The organism is Acinetobacter sp. GXMZU3951, assembly GCF_054457875.1.
Window position 1 is genome coordinate 526,795 of sequence record NZ_JBTLFO010000001.1, and the last position, 24,588, is coordinate 551,382.

Annotated in this window: 23 protein-coding genes; 3 read left to right on the top strand and 20 right to left on the bottom strand. The window is 43.4% G+C overall.

What is annotated here, in order from left to right:
• Positions 1-3: 3 nt before the first annotated feature.
• Complete coding sequence (gene eat, locus ACX17N_RS02465) at positions 4-1,443, bottom strand: ethanolamine permease (protein WP_458890979.1); 1,440 nt, start codon at positions 1,441-1,443, stop codon at positions 4-6.
• Positions 1,444-1,694: 251 nt separating this feature from the next.
• Here eat and ACX17N_RS02470 point away from each other — a divergent pair, with 251 nt between their 5' ends.
• Entirely contained in the window at positions 1,695-2,117 is a 423-nt protein-coding gene (locus ACX17N_RS02470; protein WP_458890980.1) for a hypothetical protein, read from the top strand.
• A 77-nt stretch (positions 2,118-2,194) separates the two neighbouring features.
• On the opposite strand, the gene ACX17N_RS02475 is transcribed toward ACX17N_RS02470, so the two are convergent.
• On the bottom strand, positions 2,195-2,956 hold the full coding sequence (locus ACX17N_RS02475; RefSeq protein WP_458890981.1) for a ferredoxin--NADP reductase: 762 nt from the start codon (positions 2,954-2,956) through the stop codon (positions 2,195-2,197).
• Between the two features lie 85 nt (positions 2,957-3,041).
• On the opposite strand from ACX17N_RS02475, the gene gigC reads away from it, so the two are divergent.
• The gene (gene gigC, locus ACX17N_RS02480; protein ID WP_458890982.1) at positions 3,042-3,920 is read left to right on the top strand and encodes a LysR family transcriptional regulator GigC; all 879 of its coding nucleotides are present in this window, start codon (positions 3,042-3,044) and stop codon (positions 3,918-3,920) included.
• Positions 3,921-3,978: 58 nt separating this feature from the next.
• On the opposite strand, the gene ACX17N_RS02485 is transcribed toward gigC, so the two are convergent.
• The 16 genes from ACX17N_RS02485 to ndhC all read right to left on the bottom strand — a co-directional run bounded on the left by ACX17N_RS02485 (position 3,979) and on the right by ndhC (position 21,019).
• On the bottom strand, positions 3,979-4,728 hold the full coding sequence (locus ACX17N_RS02485; protein ID WP_458890983.1) for a cold shock domain-containing protein: 750 nt from the start codon (positions 4,726-4,728) through the stop codon (positions 3,979-3,981).
• Between the two features lie 104 nt (positions 4,729-4,832).
• Complete coding sequence (locus ACX17N_RS02490) at positions 4,833-5,126, bottom strand: cold-shock protein (RefSeq protein WP_458890984.1); 294 nt, start codon at positions 5,124-5,126, stop codon at positions 4,833-4,835.
• 81 nt (positions 5,127-5,207) lie between these two features.
• Entirely contained in the window at positions 5,208-5,843 is a 636-nt protein-coding gene (gene upp, locus ACX17N_RS02495) for a uracil phosphoribosyltransferase (RefSeq protein WP_458890985.1), read from the bottom strand.
• Positions 5,844-5,965: 122 nt separating this feature from the next.
• On the bottom strand, positions 5,966-7,459 hold the full coding sequence (nuoN, locus tag ACX17N_RS02500; RefSeq protein WP_458890986.1) for an NADH-quinone oxidoreductase subunit NuoN: 1,494 nt from the start codon (positions 7,457-7,459) through the stop codon (positions 5,966-5,968).
• A 3-nt stretch (positions 7,460-7,462) separates the two neighbouring features.
• Entirely contained in the window at positions 7,463-9,070 is a 1,608-nt protein-coding gene (gene nuoM, locus ACX17N_RS02505) for an NADH-quinone oxidoreductase subunit M (RefSeq protein WP_458891126.1), read from the bottom strand.
• A 7-nt stretch (positions 9,071-9,077) separates the two neighbouring features.
• The gene (gene nuoL / locus ACX17N_RS02510) at positions 9,078-10,967 is read right to left on the bottom strand and encodes an NADH-quinone oxidoreductase subunit L (protein ID WP_458890987.1); all 1,890 of its coding nucleotides are present in this window, start codon (positions 10,965-10,967) and stop codon (positions 9,078-9,080) included.
• Positions 10,964-11,272, bottom strand: coding sequence for an NADH-quinone oxidoreductase subunit NuoK (gene nuoK / locus ACX17N_RS02515; protein WP_039621332.1), 309 nt, complete (start codon positions 11,270-11,272; stop codon positions 10,964-10,966). The genes nuoL and nuoK overlap by 4 nt, the downstream gene beginning before the upstream one ends.
• Positions 11,272-11,790 (bottom strand): NADH-quinone oxidoreductase subunit J, encoded by a 519-nt coding sequence (gene nuoJ, locus ACX17N_RS02520; protein WP_458891127.1) that lies wholly within the window; start codon positions 11,788-11,790, stop codon positions 11,272-11,274. The genes nuoK and nuoJ overlap by 1 nt, the downstream gene beginning before the upstream one ends.
• Positions 11,790-12,332: an NADH-quinone oxidoreductase subunit NuoI gene (gene nuoI, locus ACX17N_RS02525; protein ID WP_116762494.1), complete on the bottom strand. Its 543-nt coding sequence runs from the start codon at positions 12,330-12,332 to the stop codon at positions 11,790-11,792. The genes nuoJ and nuoI overlap by 1 nt, the downstream gene beginning before the upstream one ends.
• 18 nt (positions 12,333-12,350) lie before the next feature.
• Entirely contained in the window at positions 12,351-13,367 is a 1,017-nt protein-coding gene (nuoH, locus tag ACX17N_RS02530; RefSeq protein ID WP_458890988.1) for an NADH-quinone oxidoreductase subunit NuoH, read from the bottom strand.
• A 3-nt stretch (positions 13,368-13,370) separates the two neighbouring features.
• On the bottom strand, positions 13,371-16,049 hold the full coding sequence (gene nuoG, locus ACX17N_RS02535) for an NADH-quinone oxidoreductase subunit NuoG (RefSeq protein WP_458890989.1): 2,679 nt from the start codon (positions 16,047-16,049) through the stop codon (positions 13,371-13,373).
• Positions 16,050-16,060: 11 nt separating this feature from the next.
• Complete coding sequence (gene nuoF / locus ACX17N_RS02540) at positions 16,061-17,392, bottom strand: NADH-quinone oxidoreductase subunit NuoF (protein WP_087526390.1); 1,332 nt, start codon at positions 17,390-17,392, stop codon at positions 16,061-16,063.
• Complete coding sequence (gene nuoE / locus ACX17N_RS02545) at positions 17,389-17,898, bottom strand: NADH-quinone oxidoreductase subunit NuoE (RefSeq protein ID WP_458890990.1); 510 nt, start codon at positions 17,896-17,898, stop codon at positions 17,389-17,391. The genes nuoF and nuoE overlap by 4 nt, the downstream gene beginning before the upstream one ends.
• 13 nt (positions 17,899-17,911) lie before the next feature.
• Positions 17,912-19,699, bottom strand: a complete 1,788-nt coding sequence (gene nuoC / locus ACX17N_RS02550) for an NADH-quinone oxidoreductase subunit C/D (RefSeq protein WP_458890991.1) — start codon at positions 19,697-19,699, stop codon at positions 17,912-17,914.
• Positions 19,700-19,786: 87 nt separating this feature from the next.
• Positions 19,787-20,464 (bottom strand): NuoB/complex I 20 kDa subunit family protein, encoded by a 678-nt coding sequence (locus ACX17N_RS02555; RefSeq protein ID WP_458890992.1) that lies wholly within the window; start codon positions 20,462-20,464, stop codon positions 19,787-19,789.
• Positions 20,465-20,470: 6 nt separating this feature from the next.
• Positions 20,471-21,019 (bottom strand): NADH-quinone oxidoreductase subunit A, encoded by a 549-nt coding sequence (gene ndhC / locus ACX17N_RS02560; RefSeq protein WP_458890993.1) that lies wholly within the window; start codon positions 21,017-21,019, stop codon positions 20,471-20,473.
• A gap of 530 nt (positions 21,020-21,549) precedes the next feature.
• Here ndhC and ACX17N_RS02565 point away from each other — a divergent pair.
• Positions 21,550-21,906 (top strand): hypothetical protein, encoded by a 357-nt coding sequence (locus tag ACX17N_RS02565; RefSeq protein WP_458890994.1) that lies wholly within the window; start codon positions 21,550-21,552, stop codon positions 21,904-21,906.
• Between the two features lie 93 nt (positions 21,907-21,999).
• On the opposite strand, the gene bfmS is transcribed toward ACX17N_RS02565, so the two are convergent.
• Positions 22,000-23,658, bottom strand: a complete 1,659-nt coding sequence (gene bfmS / locus ACX17N_RS02570) for a sensor histidine kinase BfmS (protein ID WP_458890995.1) — start codon at positions 23,656-23,658, stop codon at positions 22,000-22,002.
• Positions 23,659-23,691: 33 nt separating this feature from the next.
• Complete coding sequence (gene bfmR / locus ACX17N_RS02575; RefSeq protein WP_016166031.1) at positions 23,692-24,408, bottom strand: response regulator transcription factor BfmR; 717 nt, start codon at positions 24,406-24,408, stop codon at positions 23,692-23,694.
• Between the last annotated feature and the right edge of the window lie 180 nt (positions 24,409-24,588).

Consider the following 24,588-nt stretch of genomic DNA (forward strand, 5'->3'; position numbering starts at 1 on the left):
TCCTTATGAATTAAGTTCTTGTTCTGCGGCTTGTATATTGGCAAATTCTTCTTCTGGGGTTCCTGCCACCAAGTGATAACGGCTATACAATAAAAAGTAGGTAATCAATACCGTATAAATCCCTGCTGCCATAAACCAGACTTTAGGGTCGACCACAAAACCCGCCACCGTCGCAATGGCTGCCAATAACAACGCAATCGATGCGGTCACGACACCTCCAGGGGCTTTATAGGGACGTGGCATATTGGGTTTGGCAATTTTCAGTTTGATATACGCCATCATCATTAATACATAGGAAATGGTCGCACCAAACACTGCCATCAAAATCAGTAAATCACCTTCACCAGATAAAGACAGCATAAACCCTATTATTCCTGGAATAATAATCGCCAGATGGGGTGCATGGTTTTTATTTGTTAATGAAAGTTTCTTCGGCAAATAGCCCGCACGGGATAAGGCAAAAATCTGGCGCGAATAGGCATAAATAATTGAGAAGAAACTCGCAACTAAACCAGCCAATCCGACAAAATTAACAAAACTGGCCAACCCCGTGTTTTCTCCATAAACCAGCTTTAATGCATCAACCAGCGGAGCACCCGACTGTTTCAGAGCATCTGCCCCAGCAGCCCCTGCGCCTAAAAATAAAATCGCTAATGCAAACACTGCCAAAATCAACATCGAACCGATCAAACCACGCGGTAAAGATCTGTGTGGATCTTTGGCTTCTTCGGCAGCCAATGGCACGCCTTCTACCGCCAGAAAAAACCAGATGGCATAAGGTACTGCGGCCCAAATTCCCAAATAGCCCATCGGTAAGAACGTGCTTGCGCCTGCAGCTTCGGGATTGACTGGAATATTGAATAAATTCTCACTCTTAAAATGCGGCAACATCGCCACCATAAAAACCAACAATGCGATGGCAGCAACAGCAGTAATCCCGAAAATAATTTTTAATGCTTCACCTGCCCCTTTTAAATGCAGCCCCATAAAAAAGAGATAGCACAGCAAATAAACCACCCAGCCGCCAATTCCAAACAAAGACTCGCAATATGCGCCAATAAATACCGCAATCGCAGCAGGTGCAATCGCATATTCAATCAGAATCGCAGTACCAGTTAAGTAACCCCCCAAAGGGCCAAAGGCGGTTCGGGCAAAGCTATACCCGCCTCCCGCAGTTGGCAGCATGGTCGACATTTCCGACATCGCCAAGCACATACATAAATACATCATCGCAACAATGATGGTGGCGATAAACATACCGCCCCAACCACCCTGTGCTAAACCAAAGTTCCAACCCGCAAAATCACCCGAAATCACATAGGCAACGCCAAGTCCTATCAACAGTAACCAACCGACCGCACCTTGTTTGAGTTTACGTTGCGCAAAATAATCGGCCTCGGAAGTTTGATCAGCATCCACAATCACAGTTTTTACATTTGACATAAGCACCTCGCCTTTGAGTGATTGCCTAGATCAATGCATAAGCTGTACCAAGTTTTACTTTTAGGTCAAAAATTAGAGATTTTCACTGAAAAACAGCAGCTTATTCGGCATCGTCATTTCGCTGACTGAACAAAGCTCATCGCAATGATTTCAGTGACTACAACCAAGGCAAAGAATATGTAACCATTCTGCTGCATCAAACTGAAATTGGAGTATAATCATCCACCTCATTTTAAATGCTCCTAAATTTTATGGCGTATAGTCAACAAAGTGTCACGCTTGATATTGACACCGACGTCACTCATCAATGTGCATTACACCTCACACGTGATCAGCATATCATTGGTATTATTGAATTTACCAAGCCAAGTTATGTACTGAAATGGGGAGATTTGGAATATTTCCGTCGTCGTACCGAAGAATTTTCACTCATGCCATTTCCTGAATGTGTGAATGCCATGATTGTGGATATTCGTAATGTGGCGGCTTTTCTAGACAATGAAGTGCCTATTCTACCTTGGCGTTTAGTGGAAGAAGATTGCCCTGTCCGTTTGGTGGTTCCGCATGATCGTCTTGAATATTATGCTGGCCTTTTTGAACCTACTTGGCTCAATACGGACTTAGACAGCGCCATTTATGAAATTCGTGATTTCATGGATATGTTTGTTCACTAAAGACATATAAAAAATCCTCCTAAATTTGGAGGATTTTTTATATCGAATGCGCAGAATATCTGTATCAAACCCATCCTTTACCAGTAATTTTCCACCGCTATATTGCCTTCCCCACGACGATTCATGGTTAAGCCGCGGGCTTTTAAGGCTTCTTTGGTATCTTCCACCATCTGTGGATTACCACATAACATCACATGACTGCTTGCAGGATTAAGCTGACAGCCAACGGCCTGCTCTAATGCACCATTCTCAATCAATATCGGTAAACGATCATGTAAAGCGGCGTGTGGATCACGCGTAATAATTGGAACAAATTTAAAGCCGGTATGCCCTTCACCAAAGCTTTGTGCAATCTCTTGAATACGTTCCACATAAGCCAATTCAGCCTCGGTACGAACACTATAGACCAAGTGAATCTGCTGATATTTACTCCATGTTTCGAAGTCTTGCAGCATCGATACAAATGGTGCCAAACCAGTGCCCGTAGCCAATAACCATAAATCTTGCGGTAATGGCAATTGATAACGCGCTAAGGTCAGAAATCCATAAGGAATTTTTTCCAAATACAGCGCATCCCCCACCTGTAGATGTTGCAGGTTAGAGGTAAATGCGCCATCAGGCACCACAATCGAGAAAAATTCTAAGGTTTCGTCAAATGGTGAAGAGACAATTGAATACGCACGAACCACTAGCTCATCGCCAACTTTTAAACCAATACGGGCAAATTGACCTGCTGTGAATTTAAAATGTGCAGGGCGTGTCATGGTAAAACTAAATAAAGTATTGGTCCAACGTTGTACAGATAAAACCGTTTCTACGCTAAATTTTTCAATTGACATGATTTCGACGTGGCATCAAAGACTGTGCTCATGTTAGCATGACAGCATAATTTATTAATATTTTTTAAATGTTAAGGCTACATTCATGCGCATGACTTTACGCCAATTGGCTGTTTTTGTAGCAGTCGCTCAGGAAGGCACCGTGACCAAAGCCAGCGACGCGGTCAAGCTCACCCAAAGTGCTGCGAGTATGGCACTGGCAGATCTGGAAGATGGACTCGGTGCGCCTTTATTCGACCGTTTAGGCAAACGTCTGCAACTGAATGATTTAGGTCGTTTTCTATTACCTCAGGCTCTGGAAATTCTCGGACGTTGTGAAGCGTTTGAACAAGCAGCCAAAGGTGAATTACAAAGCATCGATTTACGTTTAGGCGCGACCTTAACCATCAGCGATTACCTGATGCCAGATTTGATGGCTAATTTTTTACAGATTCAGCCCCAAGCCCACTTGCAGCTTCAAGTCGGCAACACTCGCCAAATGATTGAAGCCGTGAACCAGTTCCAGTTGGATCTGGCCCTGATTGAAGGCTCATGCCACTTACCGCAACTCCAGTGTATTCATTGGCGTGACGATGAGCTGGCTGTCTGCTGCGCACCAGATCACCCGCTCGCGCGCATAAACCGCGAACTCAGCCCAGCTGATTTTGACCATGTTGAATGGATTTTACGTGAAGAAGGTTCTGGTACACGAGAAGTCTTCGACAATGCCATTTTACAAGACCTCCCTGATGCCAATATTCGCTTAACACTGGGCCATAACGAAGCCATTTTAAAAATTGTGGCGGGTGGTTTGGGCATGTCATGTATTTCAAAACTGGCGATTGAACCTTTGCAAGAAAAAGGACAATTGGTGGTTCTGAAAACCCCATTCTGGCAGCTTTCTCGTCCATTATTTATGTTGGTACATCGCCAAAAGTATCAAGGGCCGGGTTTAAAAGCCTTTATGAAGTTCTGTGAAGGTTAATGCTCTATGCTAAATCAAAAATGCTCCTCATCTGGAGCATTTTTTATATGTAATTTTTTTAACGCTTGAACTGCCGCTCACAAGGAATTCCATCTCCGTCTCCATCCATCTCCGTGCTTGGGCAATTTTTCAGGAAAAACACGGCTTCGTCATAAGAGCGCATTTGACTGCAATGCGTCCGACTATCACATTTATACTGGCTCACTGATTCGGTGTTTTGCGGACTTGCAGCATAGGCAGCATGAGCTTTTATCTCTAACACAGGTTCTACCGCTTGCGAATTCACCGCATGACCAACCGTGCTCAAATTTTGACGCCCCTGTGCAGAAAGTATTTGCTCAGGAAGACGACCTAAAGCCTCGCGCTGTTGTTGCACAATCTTTTTTTGTTCCTGCATCAATTGTTCAGCTTTTAACTGTTTGGCCGCACGGTAATCCTGCACTTTTTCATAGCTGTAAAAACCAAGCACGGCAATAATGAGCAAACTGAACAAAGTTAAGAACTTCCATCGTGTTGTTTTAGCTTTAGTGCTTTGCTTGGGTAATACCACGGTTTTTTCTGTTGAGCTCACTTGTGCTAAAAGATCAGAATCATCTGGTTTTAATTCCAAACGAACGATATCCGCTGCCTTAAATTTGCCTTGTTCTTCCACAATACGAAACTTTAAGGTTTCTCCTGTATTGGGCTTAATATGCCAACTAGGAAAATCCTTAATATGAAAAAAAATATCATCCGATGATTCATCCACCACAATAAAGCCAAAACCACGTTCGGAATTGTAGTGTTTAATTTTCCCCTCTAGAAACATAATACACTCTAATCTTTTCTTATTTTTTTTATTCTAATCAATAAAAAAGAGACTCTAAAGTCCCTTTCTTAAATTCTAAATGAAATAAATCGAATGCTTTGTGATTAACGTCTAAAGTTTGTCAATAAAGCCGATGTAATCGATTTATTGTGTGCCGAGACTTTAGCTTTCTTGGCTTTTGCAGAAGTATCTTCAACCCGTTCAATTTTAATCGCTTTCAACTTATTGCCATTTTCAACGACTAAAAATTTCACACGCTCATTGCGTTTCGGCTCACCATCCGCAAGCGGAAAATCTGAGATATGAAAGAAAATATCTTCTTCAGACGTCGCAATAAAACCGTAGCCTTTATCCGCGTTATATTGTCTAATTTTTCCTTGTTGAAACTCAGGTTTCATTCATTTTCCCCTTTTCTGGAAACATGCGAGCTAGAGTCTATAAAAAAGAGGCGATGACTGCCCCTTTTAGCATAGTGAGAATTAATCTTTTTGTACTGAGCCAAAAATTTTATCACCAGCATCACCTAGACCTGGCACGATATAACCTTGTTCATTTAAGCCTTCATCTACCGATGCGGTAAAGATTGTAACATCAGGATGTGCAGCTTCAACTTTCTTAATCCCTTCTGGTGCAGCGACAAGAACCATCACGCGAATATCTTTACAACCACTGGCTTTTAACACATCAATTGCCGCTACTAGCGAAGAACCAGTTGCTAACATTGGATCAATAATCATGGCGATACGGTTTTGCACATCAGGCACTAACTTTTTATAGTAAGTCCGTGCTTCTAGGGTTTCTTCATCACGCTCTAAACCCAATACAGAGACTTTAGCACTTGGAATCAGATTTAAAAAACCATCCAACATACCAATACCCGCACGTAAAATAGGTACTACCGTGATTTTTTTACCTGCAATACGCTGAGTGGTGACTTTACCCGCCCAACCATCAATATCATGATCAACCACTGGTAAGTCTTTGGTTGCTTCATAAGTCAGCAACATGGTCACTTCCTGTGCCAATTCACGGAAATTCTTGGTACTGATATCAGCACGACGCAATAAACCGAGTTTATGTCGAATCAAGGGATGACGAATTTCATGAATAGCCACGGGAGTACACCTAAAAAGATCAAAATAATATTTCTATTATTATAATTGTTTTTTATAAATCTTATAAGAAAAAAAGCCCCCGCTAAGCGGGAGCTTTTTGATTAACACAATAATTTTTTCAATTATTGACGGGTTAGCATGAAGTGTAATGGAGATAAAATCTCAGCTTGAAGCGCCATTTTAATAATTGGGTCTGGATAGATACCAATTACCAGTACTGCAAGCGCTGCGAGTAATACCATAATACCACCCACTTTTTGACCCCAGTGATCTACCGCATCGATACGTGGCGTATCTGGTGGAGTCATATACATGACTACCATCACACGGAGGTAGTAGTACAAACCAATACCAGAACCCACCACGATCATGGCTGCCAAGAACCAGTGTTGCGTTGTTACCGCAGCCATTACCACCAAGAACTTACCAATAAAGCCTGCAGTTAACGGAATACCAGCTAAAGACAACATCATCACGGTTAATGTCGCTGTTAAGACTGGACGACGCCAGAATAAACCGCGGTAATCAGCCAAACTTTCTGCTTCATCAACGTTGTTGTATGGGCTAGACATCAATGCAACCGCACCAAACGCACCAATCGTTGTTAACACATAAGTGATCACATAAACCGATACGTTGCCTAAACTTGCATAAGTCATGCTGATTAAACCAATCAACAAGTAACCGAAGTGTGCAATCGATGAATAACCAAGAATACGCTTCAAGTTCACTTGGCGTACTGCCAAGAAGTTACCCACCAAGATTGAAAGCACAGCGATGATGGTGATGATAGTCACCAAAGACTCAACCAAGATTGCGCCTGAAGTCAGTAAGTAACGTACAAACAGACCAATCGTCGCAACTTTCGCAGCGGTTGCAAGGAAGGTAGCGATTGGAGCTGGTGCACCGGCATACACGTCTGGCGTCCATTTGTGGAATGGCGCCAATGAAAGCTTAAAGCTAACTGCAAAAATAATCAGTGCCAAACCTAGGAGTACCATCGGCTGACGGATGTTTTGCATTAATGCTTGGAAAGATTCATAGAAAGACAATGAACCTGTATAAGCATAAATGTAGGCCATCCCCATCAGCAACATTGCCGAAGCTGTTGCTGAAAGCACAAGATATTTAATCCCAGCTTCTAATGAGTTTGAACGTTGGTGCGTATAAGCCAATAAACCGTATACAGGAATCGACATCAACTCTAAGCTGATGAAGAAAGATGCATAGTGCGAGCTTGCAACCATTAACATTGCCCCTGCTACAGAACACAACATTAAGATATACAGTTCTTCACGGTTATCTTTATAGCTTTCAATATAGGCATGAGACAAAGTACAGCATGCCAATGATGCAACCAAAATTAACAATTGGTACAGCATGGTGAACGGATCCACCATGAACATACCCATTACGTTTGCTGGGGCAAAATGCCCACCAAACATGTCGAGCAGAATATATGCCGCAGCAAGGTTTAAGCCGACCACAGACGCTGTTGCGATTAAATTATGATTACGTTTAATCGCAGTGAGAACCATCACAACGACCGCAGTCAACGCCACGATCATTACAGGAGCTAATGGCATAAGCTCAGAAAAAGACATTGTGAAGTTCATGGCTTATTGCATCTCCACATTTTCGAGTTGAACAGATGCTTGATGCACAACGTCAACGACTTCTTGAACTGGAATGTAGCTATTTGCTAACCACGCCATACTTGAATTTGAAATATCAAGGAAGGTTTGTGGGTAAAGACCAAGCCAAAGCAGACCGAATGCACAAACTAACAAGATACCAACTTCACGCGCATTCAAATCTTTCAGTGGACTTGCGTAATGTTGTTTTTGCTCTTCATTTGGCGTACCAAATAAAGCTTTGTGAATCAGAATCAGACCATAAAGACCAGCGAATACTAAGCTGATTGCAGCCAAAATGGTGAATACTGGGAACTTCGCATAAGAACCCATCAAGATCAGGAACTCACCAATGAAGTTACCTAAGCCTGGAATACCAACCAACGCTGCCACGAAGAACATGAGGAAGAATGAAAGGTATTGGAATTGACCACGAATACCACCCATTAAACGCATGTCACGTGTATGTAAGCGCTCATAAACCTGACCACACATAATGAACAGTGCAGCAGAAGATAAACCATGCGCCAACATCATGATCATAAGACCTTGGAAGGTCAAAATGTTACCTGCATACAATGCAAGTAAGATGAAGCCCATGTGAGAAATTGACGTATAAGCCAACAGACGCTTCATGTCGGTTTGCTGGAAAGCACACCAAGCGCCGTAGAAAATACCAATTAAACCCATGATGATTGCGATATCTGCAAACTGTGCAGATGCCGCTGGGAAGAACGGAATAACAAAACGAAGTAAACCGTATGCCGCAGTCTTAATCAAAATACCCGCTAAGTCCACAGAACCTGCTGTAGGTGCTTGCGCATGGGCATCTGGTAACCAGCCATGTAATGGGAATACAGGAAGTTTTACTGCAAAGCCCACAAACAAGCACAGCATGAATGCATAAGCGACCGCTGGAAGTTGAGCATCAAGCGTATTCGCTACACCTAACAAGTAGTTATAGTCGAAGCCGATCATGCCTGTCATCATGTATCCATAAACCACAAGGCCTAGAATACCGATCAACATGATTAAACCCGCAACTTGCGTATAAATGAAGAACTTGGTAGCAGCGTAAACACGTGATTTACCATCCGCACCGCGGTGTCCCCAAAGTGCAATCAAGAAGTAGATTGGAACGAGCATCATCTCCCAGAAGAAGAAGAACAAGAACATATCAATCGAAATGAATACACCGATAACCCCACCCAATGACCATAATAGGTTCAAATGGAAGAAGCCAACGTTCTTTTGAATCTCACCCCAAGAACAACCAACTGCCAAAATACCCAACAGCGCAGTTAAGCCCACCATCAATAAGGATAAGCCATCAATCGCTAAGTGGATATTGATGCCGAGGGTTTGAATCCACGGCAAGAAAAACTCTGCAGACCATGTTGGGACTTTTGCACCCAATTCATAGCTGTATGTACCCGTCTGCCATAATGCAACGGTTAAGCCCAAAGTCACGAGCATACCGATAAGCGCAATATAGCGTGGTAGTTGTTGGTCGAGCTTATCGACCAACCAACATAAAAAACCTGCAATGAACGGTACGAGGATCAGCGCGGGCAAAACCATATTGTTTGTGATTTCCATCTTATTTCCCCACTACCTGAATCACGACTAAGATCATCAGTAGAACCACAATGCCCAGTGACATGCTCGATGCGTATTCGCGCAATGAACCTGTTTGACGAGAGCTTGTAAAGCCGTTACCAGCTTTCACAATTGCAGGTAATACGAGCCATAAACCATCAATTGGATCACGACCACAAATCTTAGCAATCAGTAAATATGGTTTTACGAAGATCAAGTCATACAAGGTGTCGAAACCTAGTGCATTACGGCAAATATTCGCCAAACCTGCACCCAATGAAGTTTTCGCAAAACCTTTCACTGCACCGTAAGCAAAAGCAAATAAGATGACACCAATCACAAGACCAGCGAGGGCAATACCAACCGCAGTATATTCTGCGCTGTGCATACCATGCTCTAGAGCTTCTGGAATCACAAATGCTGGAATTTGAGCAGCATTCAAGATGCTTTCTACTGGCGCTTTAAGTGCTGCACCAACGAAAGTTGAAAGAAGCGCTAAAATTGCCAAAGGACCCCAATAAGTCACGCCTTTGATTTCGTGATATGGCGTATTTTCTTTTCCGAAGAACACAACCCAGATCAGACGGAATGTGTAAATCGAAGTTAAGAATGCACCTGCTACACCCACCCAATACAAGGTGTTATACACGGCGATTGATTCGCCTTGTACCCAAACCGCACCTAAGATCGCATCTTTCGAGAAGAAGCCGACGGTGATGAATGGAATAGCAGCCAATGCACCGCCACCAATCGCAAAGCAAGCGAATAGGAATTTATTCTTGTAGAACAAACCGCCCATTTTGAAAATGTTTTGTTCGTGGTGGTAAGCCAAGATCACCGCACCAGAAGACAAGAATAATAATGCCTTAAAGAATGCGTGAGTTAACATGTGGAACAGACCCGCTTGGTATGCTTCCGCACCAACAGCCATAAACATATAACCTAACTGACTCATAGTTGAGTAAGCCAAGATACGTTTAATATCGGTTTGAACCAATGCAGCAAAACCAGCAACCAACAACGTTACCGCACCAGTAATCGAAATGAACATCATCACTTGAGGTGCCATTTCAAATACGGTGAACATACGGCAACAGAGATAAACGCCCGCAGTAACCATTGTCGCTGCGTGGATTAATGCAGATACTGGTGTAGGACCAGCCATCGCATCTGCTAACCATGTTTGTAGTGGAATCTGTGCAGATTTACCTGCAGCCCCTAAGAACAACATCAATGCTGTCCAGATGGCCATAGATGAACCTTGGGTTAATACTGTTGGTGCCGCAGCAACCACTTCTGCAATGTTTAATGTACCGAACTGTTGGTAGATTAAGAACAATGCAATCAATAAGAACACATCACCGACACGCGTTACGGTAAATGCTTTAATGGCAGCAAAACCGTTGTCTGGATTTTGGTAGTAGTAACCAATCAGCAAGTATGAGCACAGACCTACACCTTCCCAACCCAAGAATAACAATGCCAAGTTATCGCCAAGAACCAGCAACAACATGCTTGCAACGAACAGGTTGAAGTAAGAGAAGAAACGTGCAAAGTCTTCTTCACCACGCATATACCATGATGCAAAGATATGAATCAGGAAACCAACACCTGTAACCATACCCATCATCAATAATGATAAGCCATCAAGGTGCAAGCTAATGCCTGGTGCGAAATCACCAACTTGGAACCATGTCCACAAGTGTTGTACTTGAGCGACAGAACCATTGTTAACGAAATCCATCCCCGCAATTAGGGCAAATAAAGCAGATAAACCGACAGCCCCAACGCCAATAATCGCTGCAACTTTCTCAGGTAAATTCTGGCGCCCCGCCGCTAATAAGACAAAGCCGATTAACGGAAACAAAACTGTTAAATATAAATAACTCATCCGCGCATCTCACTAGCAGCATCCACATCCAGATGATGGAAGCGATGATAAAACTGGAGGACGATCGCAAGACCGATACAAGCCTCTGCTGCAGCAAGGGTCAAAATCAGAATGAACATGATTTGTCCATCTGGTTGTACCCAAGCACTACCCGCCAAAACGAATGCCAATGCAGCGGCATTCATCATAACTTCAAGGCTCATTAACATAAATAATAGGTTGCGTCGCACCATTACACCGTAAAAACCCAGTGCAAAAAGAATGGTTGCAACGATCAAACCATGTTCTAAAGGAATGTTGCCCATTATTCTTTATCCTCTTCTGCACTTGGCTCACGTTTACCTAAGTGGAATGCTGCAACCAATGCTGCAAGCAATAACATCGCGGCAACTTCTACCAATAATAAGTAGTGAGTAAAGAGCGCTTGACCAACAGCTTTCGGACCTACAATTTCAGTGCCCATAAGATTGCCTGCCGTGGTGTAGTCTGAACTTAACATCCAAACCAAAACCAAGCCCATCAGGAAACTCATTAACGCTGGGTATGCCCAAGCAGATGATGTTAACCACTGACGCTCCTGATCAACGGTATGTTGACCAAGATTCAGCATCATCACCACGAACACGAATAACACCATGATCGCGCCAGCGTAAACGATAATTTCCAGTGCACCTGCAAATGGTGCACCGACAATCATGAACATCCCTGCAACTGCAAGCAAAGATACGATCAAGCTAAGTAACGCATGTACAGGGTTCGCGTTAGTAACAACACGAACCGTAGAAACGATGGCCACGAGTGCCATCAAATAAAACGGCCACATCATGGTAATAGACTCCGTACATCAACAGGTGCGCTTTCACGTTGCGCCTGACCTTTTTCTTTACCTGTTACAGCCATACCTGTAACGCGGTAGAAGTTGTAGTCTGGATATTTACCAGGACCTGAAATGAGCAAGTTTTCTTTCTCATATACCAGGTCTTGACGAACGTACTCACCTAATTCGAAATCAGGTGTCATCTGAATTGCAGTGGTAGGACACGCTTCTTCACACATCCCGCAGAAAATACAACGCGAGAAGTTAATACGGAAGAATTCTGGGTACCAACGACCATCTTCTTTTTCCGCTTTTTGTAGTGAAATACAGCCCACTGGACACGCAACAGCACATAAGTTACATGCTACACAACGCTCTTCACCATCTGGATCGCGCGTTAATACGATACGACCACGGAAACGCGGTGGTACGATTTCTTCAGCTGGTACTTCTGGATATAAAATCGTGTCACGTTTACGCGTCACGTGGCTGAATACCATCCACAATGATCGTACAATTGACCCAACTCCAGCTAGAAATTTAAACATTTTGTTCTCCCTGCTGTCTTAGGCCTGATTCATCAGAATCACAGCACCAGTCACGAGTAAGTTGACCAATGCCAATGGCAAGCAAATTTTCCAACCAAAGTTCATTACTTGGTCATAACGTGGACGCATTAAAGAACCACGCGCCAATACAAACATCATTACAAAGAATGCTGTTTTGATAATGAACCAGAATGCTGGTGGAATGAACGAAATCTCAAGGTTGAATGGCGCTAACCAACCACCGAAGAATAAAGTCACGATCAATGCAGAGATCAAGACCACGTTGACGTATTCCGCAACGAAGAACATCCCCCATTTCATACCGCCATATTCTACGTGGTAACCTTCAGCCAATTCTTGTTCAGCTTCTGGTTGGTCAAATGGATGACGGTGAGTTACCGCGACACCCGCAACCACAAAGATCATGAAGCCTAAGAATTGAGGAATAACAAACCAAACATCACGTTGTGCTTCAACAATTTCACGCATGTTGAATGAGCCTGCAATCGCAACCACACCCATGAGCGAAATACCCAAGAACACTTCGTATGAAATTGTTTGCGCAGCAGAACGTAAACCACCAAGTAATGCATATTTGTTGTTTGACGCCCAACCACCAAATAACACGGCATATACTGCAATACCTGCCATTGCCATAAAGAACAATAAGCCGATGCTCATGTCTGCCACACCCAAATATGGGCTAACAGGAATTACCATGAACGACAGTACCGCAGTTGCCATTGCAACTGCCGGTGCTAAACGGAACGTTAATTTGTCCGCAAATTTTGGTGTCCAGTCTTCTTTGAACATGATTTTTAACATGTCGGCAACGATCTGGAACATACCCCCAGGACCAACACGGTTTGGACCGTAACGGTCTTGCCATAAGCCGAGCAAACGACGCTCGACAAATGACATTAAAGCTGCAATCAAAACCACCACCAATAAGATGACAATGGCTTGAATCACAGAATACGCAATCGGCCAGTTCTCAGCCCAGAGCGGTGTTTGACGTATAATTTCTTGATTCATGAATTACACTCCTACCGCGACTGAAACTGGCTCAGCTAAAGAAACAGTCGGTGCAAGACCAATTGGATAACCGATGTAGCCTGCTGGTAAATATTCGATGACTTGAACAGGCAAGCTAATGCTCGTTTCACCTGCTTTCACTGTCATTTGCTGTCCATCTTGAACATTCAAACGCGCTGCATCTTGTTCACCCAGAGCAAACATCGCTTCAGGAATACGAGATTCCATTGCAGGTGTTTTTACCGTGAATTCACCAGAAGCGAAAATGTGGTGCATCGGTACTAAGCGGAAGCTTTCTGGATTTACCACTACAGCTGACGGAGCAACGAAGCTACGTGCTGGACGTTTTGGTAAACGGTCGAATAAACGTACGCCAGAATCACCACCTTTTAAGTGACCACCCACGTTATCTTGGAATTTGTTCCAAGCTTGTGGCGAGTTCCAACCTGCAGACCAAGCAAATGGCACAAGTGCAGATGGAGTTTGCGTACCCACATAACCTTCCATAGAGAATGTTAATGCTGAGTCAATATCCGTTGGTTGTTTTGGTTCGTGAACAGATAAAGGCGCACGAATAGCAGTACGACCAGAGTAACGACGTGGTTCACGCGCAATTTTTAAACCATGTACACGGAAGCCCGCATCTGGAGCAACATCTTCAATCGCTTGTAATGCAGGAACATTTTTCGCAACTGTTTCAATTACATCATCAAGCAATGTCCAAGAAATGGCTTTACCTTTCAAGCCAGTTTCAATGGCATGTAACCAGCGCCAAGATTCTTTAATCGCGTATTCAGGTTTGTAGTAGCTTGGGTCATACACTTGGTAGAAACGCTGTGCACGGCCTTCTTGAGAAACTACAGTACCATCACCTTCAGCAAAAGATGCCGCAGAAAGAACAATTGAAGCTTTCTTCACAGTTTCAGTTTCAGAATGATCAAGTACGATCACTTCTTTGCCTGAAAGTGCAGCATTCACTTGAGCCGCTGGTAAACGACGGTATAGATCGTTTTCAACCACAATCACCGTGTCATAGTCTTGAGCAAATGCTTGCTCTAAGCTTTGACCACCAAGAATTGCCAAGCCCATTGAGTTCACTTCAGGAACTGTCAAGGTCAAGCCAGCATTCCCTAGGTTTTGCGCAACTTGTGCCGCAGCTTCCATGATTGCAGGATCTTGTAAGCTGGTACCCGAAATGATTAATGGTTTTTTCGCAGCTTTTAAGGTGTCCGCAATCGTTTGTGCAAATGCTTTCGCATCTTCAGCCAAACCAGAAAGCACTTCACCTTTAAGCGCTGCAGCAACCGCAAAACCTAAACGTGCGATATCGTTTGGAGAAGCAACCACTTCACCAGTCGCTACGTCAGATAAACGCGTTTGTGTTGCAGCCAAGATGTAAATTGGTGATTTTGCATCTTGTGCAATACGTTGCACAGGCTCAGCCAACCATTCTTGAGTACGACGCTCAGCTGCCATTTCTTTGGCTTTGTTTTTCGCTGCTTGGCGAACAGACAAGGCCATACGTGGTGCAGTTTGAGTTAAATCTTCACCCAAAATCAACACGGCATCATAGCTTTCAATTTCACGCATACCTGGGTTGTAAACACCTTCGGTTTGCATGATTGAAGCCGCCAATTCAACCAAGTTTTGCTCTTTTTGAGACATACCCGTTGAATAGTTGTCTTGACCCACTAACTCACGCAGTGCGTAGTTCGACTCAAGAGATGCACGTGGAGAACCGATACCCAAAACTTTTTTACCTTGGATATTAGCAATCACGGTATCTAATGCTTGATCGACAGACACTACAGTCGCATCAGCACCATCACGGAGTTGTGGTTGACGCGGACGATCTGCACGGTTCACATAACCTGTACCGAAACGGCCTTTGTCACACAAGAAGTATTGGTTAACTTCACCGTTAAAACGGTTTTCTACGCGACGGAGTTCACCATAACGCTCACCTGGAGAGATATTACAGCCTGAAGAACAGCCTTGGCATACGCTTGGCGCATACTGCATGTCCCATTTACGGTTGTAACGTTCAGAGTGAGTTTTATCGGTGAATACACCTGTTGGACATACTTCAGTCAAGTTACCCGAGAATTCAGACTCTAAAGTCCCTGATTCTGGACGACCGAAGTAAACACGCGATGCATTGGCATAAACACCAAAGTCTGTACCACCCGCGTAGTCTTTGTAGTAACGCACACAACGGTAACAAGCGATACAACGGTTCATCTCGTGCGCAATAAACGACCCTAATTCTTGGTTGTAATGCGTACGCTTGGTGAAACGGTAACGGCGACGGTCGTGTTGCGTCATTACAGTCATATCCTGTAAATGACAGTGACCACCTTCTTCACAGACTGGACAGTCGTGTGGGTGGTTCGTCATCAAGAATTCAACAATAGACGCACGGAAATCTTTCGCTTCTTTGTCTTCAATCGAGATGTAGGTATTGTCAGACGCAGGCGTCATACATGACATGACCAAACGACCACGCGTATCTTCTGGATTCGCGTATTGAGTCACAGCACATTGACGGCATGAACCGACAGAACCTAAGGATGGATGCCAACAAAAATATGGGATGTCGATGCCAAGGCTTAAACATGCTTGTAGCAAGTTTTCTGAGCCGTTGACTTCGTACGATTTTCCATCGACATGAATTGTAGCCATAGTCGAATTCCTTAAGCTTGTTCTACGTTGCTAGTTCGAGCGGCAGCATCTACTACCTTGGCTTCAAACTCGCTACGGAAATATTTAAGTGCGCCCATTAACGGTTCCATTGCACCAGGAGCATGTGCACAGAAAGTTTTACCAATCCATAACTTACGCGTTAGTTCTTGTAAGTGATCGATATCTTCTTTCTTACCTGTGCCATCTTCCAATGCTTTCAGAGCTTTAACCGCCCAAGGTAAACCATCACGACAAGGCGTACAGAAACCACATGACTCACGCGCAAAGAATTCTTCTAAGTTACGTGTAGCAGAAACCATACACTGGGTTTCATCAACCACCATCAACAAACACGTACCTAAACGTGAACCTGCTTTCATGATGCTTTCCGCATCCATAGGCAGGTCAATGTGTTCAGCAGCCAAGAAGTCAGTCGATGCACCGCCTGGTAACCAAGCTTTTAGCTTAAGACCATCACGCATACCACCCGCATGTTCTTCAATTACTTCACGTGCGGTTGTACCAAATGGCAATTCCCATAAACCAGGGAATTTCACCTTACCTGATGCGCCATAAATCTTTGTGCCTGGATCTTTCGATTTGCCTGCAGAAAGATTGATGTACCATTCAGGACCACGCAACATGATTGCTGGTAAGTTATTGTAGGTCTCTACGTTGTTGACAATTGTAGGACGACCCCAAGCACCTGCAACTTGCGGGAAAGGTGGTTTCGTACGTGGGTTTGCACGGCGACCTTCAAGCGAGTTAATCAATGCAGTTTCTTCACCACAGATATAACGACCCGCACCCGTATGTACGTGCATTTCAAAGTTCCAGCCAGTTCCGAGGATGTTTTCACCCAAGTAACCTTTGGCGCGGATTTGCTCTAATGCTTCATTTAAGTATTGAGCCGCTTCGATGTATTCACCACGGATGAAGATATAACCATGCGTTGCTTCAAGGGTATAACCTGCAATCAACATACCTTCGATCAATTGATGCGGAAGTTTTTCCATCAACAAACGGTCTTTAAAGGTACCTGGTTCCATTTCATCGGCATTACAAATCAGGTAACGTGGACCTGAATTGTCATTTGGCGCCATCAAAGACCATTTGATCCCTGCTGGGAAACCTGCACCACCACGACCTTTAACGGTTGCAGCCTTAATGACTTCAAGCACGTCTTTCGGTGGCATAGTGATTGCTTTTTTAAAGCCTGCATAACCTTCAAGCGCTTCGTAGTCATCTGCACTACGAACAAACTCTTGCTTACTCAAACGCCAAGTTAATGGATGAGTTTCTGGGTTACCGTCGCCATAAATTGGTTTTGGTTCGGTATTCATACATACTTCTCCAATAACTGTTTTACTGAGGTCACTTCAACCAGACCGTGAGTATCTTCATCAATCATTAAGGTAGGACCTTTGTCACAGTTACCTAAGCAGCAAATTGGCAACAAAGTAAAACGACCATCTGCAGTCGTTTGACCAAATTGAATGCCCAACTCACGCTGGAATGCTTCTGCTAAAGTTTCCGCACCCATCAAGAAGCACGCAATCGAGTCACATAAAAGAATTACGTGACGACCTACAGGTTGACGGTAGATACGGTTATAGAATGTTGCTACACCTTCAAGATCAGCGACGCTCATGCTTAACATTTGCGCAATAGCATTCATTTGCGCATCATCCACCCAACCATTACGGCGTTGTACACACTTCAGCGCATCAAGACAGGCTGCACGTGGGTACGGATAGTGATCCATGTGATGCTCGATGTCGTGAATTTCTTCCGCAGTCAAAATTCCTTCAACATTCACACGTGGCTTTTTATCAGTCAAAATCATCATAATGCGTTACCCCTTAGCGATCCACGTCAGCCATTACGACGTCAATTGTCGCTAAATAAATGATCAAGTCAGATACCAAACTGCCGTTAATCACCGAAGGCATTTGCTGTAAATGCGTGAAAGTAGGTGTACGAATACGGGTACGATAACTCATGGTTGACTTATCAGAAGTCAAGTAGTAGTTCGATGCACCTTTCACTACTTCAGCCATCACAGATGCTTCACCAGCAGGCATTACAGGACCCCAAGATACGCTTAAGAAGTGCGTAATCAAGGTTTCAATATCTTGTAGCGTCTTGTCTTTTGGTGGTGGAACAGCCAATGGGTGATCCGCTTTATATGGACCAGATGGCATGTTATCCAAGCACTGTTTGATGATTTTCAATGACTGTTCGATTTCACGGTAGTGAACGATGACACGTGCATAAGCATCGCCTTCGTACTCGACTGGAACTTCGAAGTCATAGTTTTCATAACCACTGTATGGACGGTATTTACGAACGTCGAAATCAATACCTGTTGCACGAAGACCAGTACCTGTTACACCCCAAGCCAATGCAGATTTTGCATCGTATTGCGCAACATTACGGGTACGACCTTCAAATACAGAGTTTTTAAGCGCTGCAGTGTGGTATTCCTTCAAACGTTTTGGCATCCATTCGAGAATTTCACGAATCAGATGTTGCCAGTTGTTTGGAAGGTCATGCGCTGTACCACCAATACGGAACCATGCTGGGTGCATACGGTAACCGGTGATCGCTTCAATCGCGTCATAGATTTTTTGACGGTCAGCGAACATATAGAATACAGGGGTCATACCACCCGCATCCTGAATTGCAGTCCCGATATATAACAAGTGGTTATTGATACGGAACAATTCAGACATCATGACACGGATACATTGCGCACGCTCAGGTACTTGAATACCAGCAAGCTGCTCAACACCCATCACATATGGCATGTTTTGCGCACAACCACCTAAGTAGTCAACACGGTCGGTATAAGGAATAAATGAATGCCAAGTTTGACGTTCAGCCATCTTTTCCACACCACGGTGGTGATAACCGATATCAGGCACACAGTCTTTCACTTCTTCACCATCCAACTGCAAGATTACACGGAACGCACCGTGCGCAGATGGGTGGTTAGGACCCAAGTTTAGGAACATGAAGTCTTCATCAGCATTACCACGTTTTAGACCCCAATCTTCTGGGACAAAACGTAAGTGCTCTTGCTCGAAGTCTTGTTTCGCTTGGTTCTGCATGTACGGTGTATATTCCGTAGCACGTGCAGAGTATTCCTTACGTAGTGGGTGACCTTCCCAATAAGTCGGCAACAAAATACGACGGAGCATTGGATGCCCTTCGAAATTGATTCCGAACATATCGTAAGCTTCACGCTCGTACCAGTTTGCATTTGGCCAGATATTGGTTGCTGTAGGAATATTGAGATCGCTCTCATTCAAAGCAACTTTAATACGAATATCTGTATTGCGCTCTAATGACAATAAGTGATAGAACACTGTAAAGTCAGATGCAGGCAAACCGTCACGGTGAGTACGTAAACGCTCATCTACCGCAGACAAGTCAAACAGCATCACGTAAGGACGTGACACTGTACGCAAGAACATTAAAACTTCTTGTACACGTGCGCGCTCAACCCAGACCGTCGGAAAATCTTCACGAGTCGTTTGCACATAGAAGTTCTCACCAAATTTGGTTTTGAGCTCTTCTATAATTGCAAATGCTGGGCGTGAATCAACTGCTGTTGATTCTGGCATAGCAATGTCAGTTTCAGCCATTGGCTTGGCTTCCTATTTAATACAAATTCAGTCAACCTTAACGACAATTACACCCATCTCGGGTGCATCAAACATTCATCGTTAAAATTATTTAATTTCATCCATAGAGCGTAGGTTTTTCACCGCAATACGCTGTGCATTCTTACGATCGCGTTCTGGCATCATCTTTGGCTTATACACTGGCTTAAGATCATCACCAATCACAGCAGATAGCGGACGACGCTCTAATTGAATTTGATCCTGCAACAACATCAGTGCTTGAATCAATGCTTCTGGACGTGGTGGGCAACCTGGGATGTACACATCGACAGGAATGATTTTATCGACACCTTGTACAACCGAGTAGATGTCATACATACCACCTGAGTTTGCACAAGCACCCATTGAAATCACCCATTTAGGTTCTAACATTTGCTCATACAAACGCTGAATAACAGGTGCCATTTTAACAAAGCACGTACCGGCTACAATCATCAAGTCGGCCTGACGCGGTGAAGCACGAATAACCTCAGCACCAAAACGTGATAAGTCATGCACACCTGTTAAGGTGGTTGCATACTCTACGTAACAGCACGACGTACCAAAGTTAAACGGCCAAACTGAGTTCTTACGTCCCCAGTTTACTGCTGTGTGTAACACGTCCTCTAAACGAGTCATGAACACATTCTTATTCACTTCTTCTTCAAGCGGATCAGTAACAACCTGACGCTCCTGAAGTGGATATTGATCAGCATTCGGATTCGCACGGGTTAAGGTATATTTCATCCCGAGTTACTCCTTATCAGATGAGACAGTCGGTGATTTAGATTTCACACGACCAGATGATTGAGCTGGGATATGACCCGTAGGGTCTGTTACCAATTCTTCAATAGAGTTAAAACGTGTAATGTCAGCAATGTTCATATTAGGAGAGCCAACTTTAATCGCTTTACCAGCAGCTTTACGGCGATCTGTAGGTGCCCAATTTAACGCACCAACTGACACTGCATAAACCAATGCAATCAATAAATCGACCACAAAAATTACAACAGTTGTAAAACCTAACCAGCCTACTTCTCGTACAGAGGTAGACCATGCATAAAGATAAAGCGCTTCTAAGTCAAAAACTACGAAGAAAATAGCAACCAAATAGAACTTAGCAGACAAGCGAATACGTGCACCACCTGCACCCACTACGCCTGACTCAAACTGCTCCTGCTTAGCACGGCCCCATGACTTACCCCCAAGGAGTAATGGAACTGTGAGCATAAAAGCACAAAGAAATGTAACGCCGATCACGAAGGCAATAATTGCCCATTCGTATGGAGTAATGGCACTCATGCGGGGATAACTCCTGGCAGGCCTATTTATTAACAAAGAATGTATGTATTGGCCTTCAAATACACCAAACACAAAATTAATCCCGCCAATTGTACCTGATTTATGATTTCACTTGCTAGTTTATAGCTCTTAGTCTTTCGGATGATTTTTTGAGCTTTTTTCAGTATTTCCACGCATAAAACACTGAAACACACGTCACTATCGCTTTATTGAATAAAAAAATAATTTTCCATCATTTTTTTCAACATTGCTTCCATTTTATATGCTTTTCTGCACTTCAAATTTCAGCTGAAATCCTTTATTTGTCTTATAAGCATCCGAATAATCGAACAACAAATCCCTTGTGAACAAGCCAACACAGTATCGTGAAAAAAACATAAAATGGGATAAAAAGCACTCAAGCCCGAAGAGGAAAACCTAGAAAAAAATGTAATCTTATTTACAACTCTGCTACACGACAAAATTACCTGATGATCACGATTATGGTATTCCTATATCATCATGTAAAACAAATAATAAGGAGCAATTATATGAATCTAGAATTCACTCACAAACCCAATTATTACTTGTTTGCACATCTACTCATTCGCCATATTGAGAACTATATTGCCAAACATCCCGATGCAAACAATGCAATATTTGATCTGCGTGATATCTATGAATTATTTAGACAAGATCGAGCTTCAACCACCACCAATTTAGATGGTATTTTTGACATAGTGGATGACTATAAAGTAGAAACCCTCAATGGTGATCAGAAGCTCATTACCCGTCACGCCATAGATACACTCAATAATTCGTTATTGGTCGACTTTAATCAAGAAGCACTCGAAAGCTTAAAAAGCGGCAAACAAATTATTGAACCCGATGCCAGTATTATTGATTAAATGACTAACACCTCAACAAGATAAAAGCCCAACTTATTCACTCCACAGAATAAATTTGGGCTTATCTTTACAACACATCTAAATTGATTTGGCTTAGCTGTCTAAACTTTCTTTGACCCCTACCTTCTTCTTTCCTGTTTTAGCAAAGCGCTTGGCAGGCCAGCTCATGGTAAAGCGCGCCCCCTTCAAATTTGGACTGGCATCCACCTCAATACGACCACCAAACCAATAGGCGATACGACTGACAATTGAAAGTCCCAAACCATAACCACCTGAAGCACGGGTACGGCTATCATCTAAACGAGCAAAGGCTTCAAAAATACGCTTGCGATCTTCTTCTGGAATACCCGGACCATCATCTTCCACACAAACATAAGCCATACCAGCCTGATTGATTCCGCCACTAATAATGACTTTATGATCACAATAGCGCACCGCATTTCCAACCAGATTCTGTACCACACGATGCAAGTAACGTCGTTCCGCATCCACCACAAGATTGGGTAATGGAGCTTGCACAATAATCTCTTTTTGCGTTTTTAGGGCTTCGGTCTCGGTGGCGACTTGCTCCAACACTTCTGCTAAAACAATTTTCTCAAAATCCAGTGAAGGTGTGCCCTGCTCCAACTTGGCATAGGTCATAATTTCATCAATCAAGGTATTCAAGGCCTCAATATCTTTATCAATCATCTCGACCTGTTGTAGGCGGTAATCATAATCATCTTCTTCCGCCAACATTTCCATGCCAAAGCGTATCCGTGCGACCGGTGTGCGCAGCTCATGCGAAACCGCCCGCATCAGCTCTCGCTGCGCTTCAATAAGGCGTTGAATATGATCCGACATACTGTTGTAGCTAGATGCCAGACTCGCCATCTCATCAGTACCATCGACTGGTAAGCGCAGACTCAAGTCGCCTGACTTCATACGGTTTAAAGCATAATTCACTTCGCGAATCTTACGCTGCATCGGTAGAATCAGGCCATAAACCCCTAAACTCAACACAAACAGACTGAGCAAGGTAATTCCAGCCGCCAACTGAAATGGCATCCAGTTAAATAAAGGCACTGGACCTAAAACCAGCACTTCTGTTGGTGAACTTGGTATCGGGGAAACAATAGAAATCGTCGTGCCGCGTACTGTCGCGCTGTCTCGATACAAGATAATGCTATGATCTAACCTTAAACGTCCGATTTGTTCAGAATCTAACGGCAGATTTTGTACTTTTTCAATTTCGATTGGATAGGAGAAATGCTTCTGAATTTTTGCCAAATATTCTTTTTCCTGACCTGGGTAATACACCAGATAGTCCAGAATAAAGATCGGCAAAGCTTTCATTTGACGCTCACCAATCTTATCGACTTTGACATAGAGATAATGGTTGGTGTCGTTTTTTAGACCAATAATGATATAGGCAATTGAGTTTTGCGCATCATAACGTACTGCTGCTTTACGCTGGCTAATCCGTTTTTCCTCTGCGCGAGACAGATCAACCTTATTGGCATCGACATAGTAAATGGGCAGTTCCAGTAAATCTGAAGCATCCGAAATCCAGTCGACTTTTTGCTGCACCGTTTGCTGGCGAGCGATGCCTTCACTAATGATAAAAGACAGCCCATCCGTGAGTGACTCACGATATTCTTGCGCACGCTGATAGTTAATGATTTGCACCAAGAGATAACCAAACAGCGCCACGATTGCGACCAGCACAACCAGACCTGCATAGATCCGCAAGAATATACTGTGTTTAAACACGAAAATGTCCTGTGTTAATCATTCAAAAGGGAATTACATTCCATTGGTTTCTTTAACAAAAAGATAACCTTTACTGCGCACAGTCTTAATACGTTTAGGATTCTCAGGATCATCGCCAATTTTTGGACGAATACGCGAAATACGCACGTCAATTGAACGGTCTTGACCATCATATTCAATGCCACGCAGACGTTCAAAAATATCTTCACGCGATAAAATACGACCTGCATTTGACGCTAACAACCACAGTAAGTCATATTCTGCACTGGTGAAGTCCACCAATTCGCCATTTAGCGTTACAGAACGTCCACCATTATCGATGACAAGATCATCAAACTCGATACGTTGAGCCACTTCATCTTCAGGCGCTTTGTCGGTGCGGCGCAATAAAGCACGGATACGCGCTAATAAAACACGTGGCTGAACAGGTTTCGCCACATAGTCATCTGCCCCCATTTCTAAGCCAAGCACTTGATCCATATCTTCGGTACGAGCCGTTAACATTAAAATTGGTTGATGATAATGAGGACGTACTTCACGACAAATGGTTAAACCATCAGCACCCGGCAACATTACATCCAACACCACCAAGTCGGGTTGCTCTGCAATAATACGACGAATCGCACGATTACCATCTGGTTCTACACCCACTTCCAATCCATTACGGATTAAATATTCCTGGGTTAAACGCGCTAAACGCTCATCATCTTCTACAATTAAAATTTTCGGTAACTTTTCTTCTTGGCTCATAAATTGCCCCTTCAATAGCATGAAGCGTATCTTTTAAAAATCCGACAGATACGACGTAATATAATTTTGCAATATACACACGTTTACATTGTAAACAAGATGCCATTCACCAAACTGATACATCTACGTAGCTTTTTGTAATATTTTTTAATCATTGAATTAATTGGCTTTTTAAGATTG

Excerpts from the sequence above, each read along its gene's own strand:
- ACX17N_RS02565 (WP_458890994.1), top strand. The coding sequence starts at position 21,550 with ATGAATCTAGAATTCACTCACAAACCCAATTATTACTTGTTTGCACAT.
- nuoH (WP_458890988.1), bottom strand. The coding sequence starts at position 13,367 with ATGAATCAAGAAATTATACGTCAAACACCGCTCTGGGCTGAGAACTGG.
- ACX17N_RS02475 (WP_458890981.1), bottom strand. The coding sequence starts at position 2,956 with ATGTCAATTGAAAAATTTAGCGTAGAAACGGTTTTATCTGTACAACGT.
- nuoK (WP_039621332.1), bottom strand. The coding sequence starts at position 11,272 with ATGGGCAACATTCCTTTAGAACATGGTTTGATCGTTGCAACCATTCTT.
- ACX17N_RS02555 (WP_458890992.1), bottom strand. The coding sequence starts at position 20,464 with ATGAAATATACCTTAACCCGTGCGAATCCGAATGCTGATCAATATCCA.
- nuoF (WP_087526390.1), bottom strand. The coding sequence starts at position 17,392 with ATGAATACCGAACCAAAACCAATTTATGGCGACGGTAACCCAGAAACT.
- ACX17N_RS02485 (WP_458890983.1), bottom strand. The coding sequence starts at position 4,728 with ATGTTTCTAGAGGGGAAAATTAAACACTACAATTCCGAACGTGGTTTT.
- bfmR (WP_016166031.1), bottom strand. The coding sequence starts at position 24,408 with ATGAGCCAAGAAGAAAAGTTACCGAAAATTTTAATTGTAGAAGATGAT.
- nuoI (WP_116762494.1), bottom strand. The coding sequence starts at position 12,332 with ATGTTTAAATTTCTAGCTGGAGTTGGGTCAATTGTACGATCATTGTGG.
- nuoE (WP_458890990.1), bottom strand. The coding sequence starts at position 17,898 with ATGATGATTTTGACTGATAAAAAGCCACGTGTGAATGTTGAAGGAATT.
- ndhC (WP_458890993.1), bottom strand. The coding sequence starts at position 21,019 with ATGAGTGCCATTACTCCATACGAATGGGCAATTATTGCCTTCGTGATC.
- ACX17N_RS02490 (WP_458890984.1), bottom strand. The coding sequence starts at position 5,126 with ATGAAACCTGAGTTTCAACAAGGAAAAATTAGACAATATAACGCGGAT.
- nuoN (WP_458890986.1), bottom strand. The coding sequence starts at position 7,459 with ATGAACTTCACAATGTCTTTTTCTGAGCTTATGCCATTAGCTCCTGTA.
- nuoJ (WP_458891127.1), bottom strand. The coding sequence starts at position 11,790 with ATGTGGCCGTTTTATTTGATGGCACTCGTGGCCATCGTTTCTACGGTT.
- nuoL (WP_458890987.1), bottom strand. The coding sequence starts at position 10,967 with ATGAGTTATTTATATTTAACAGTTTTGTTTCCGTTAATCGGCTTTGTC.
- nuoC (WP_458890991.1), bottom strand. The coding sequence starts at position 19,699 with ATGGCTGAAACTGACATTGCTATGCCAGAATCAACAGCAGTTGATTCA.
- gigC (WP_458890982.1), top strand. The coding sequence starts at position 3,042 with ATGCGCATGACTTTACGCCAATTGGCTGTTTTTGTAGCAGTCGCTCAG.
- eat (WP_458890979.1), bottom strand. The coding sequence starts at position 1,443 with ATGTCAAATGTAAAAACTGTGATTGTGGATGCTGATCAAACTTCCGAG.
- ACX17N_RS02470 (WP_458890980.1), top strand. The coding sequence starts at position 1,695 with ATGGCGTATAGTCAACAAAGTGTCACGCTTGATATTGACACCGACGTC.
- nuoG (WP_458890989.1), bottom strand. The coding sequence starts at position 16,049 with ATGGCTACAATTCATGTCGATGGAAAATCGTACGAAGTCAACGGCTCA.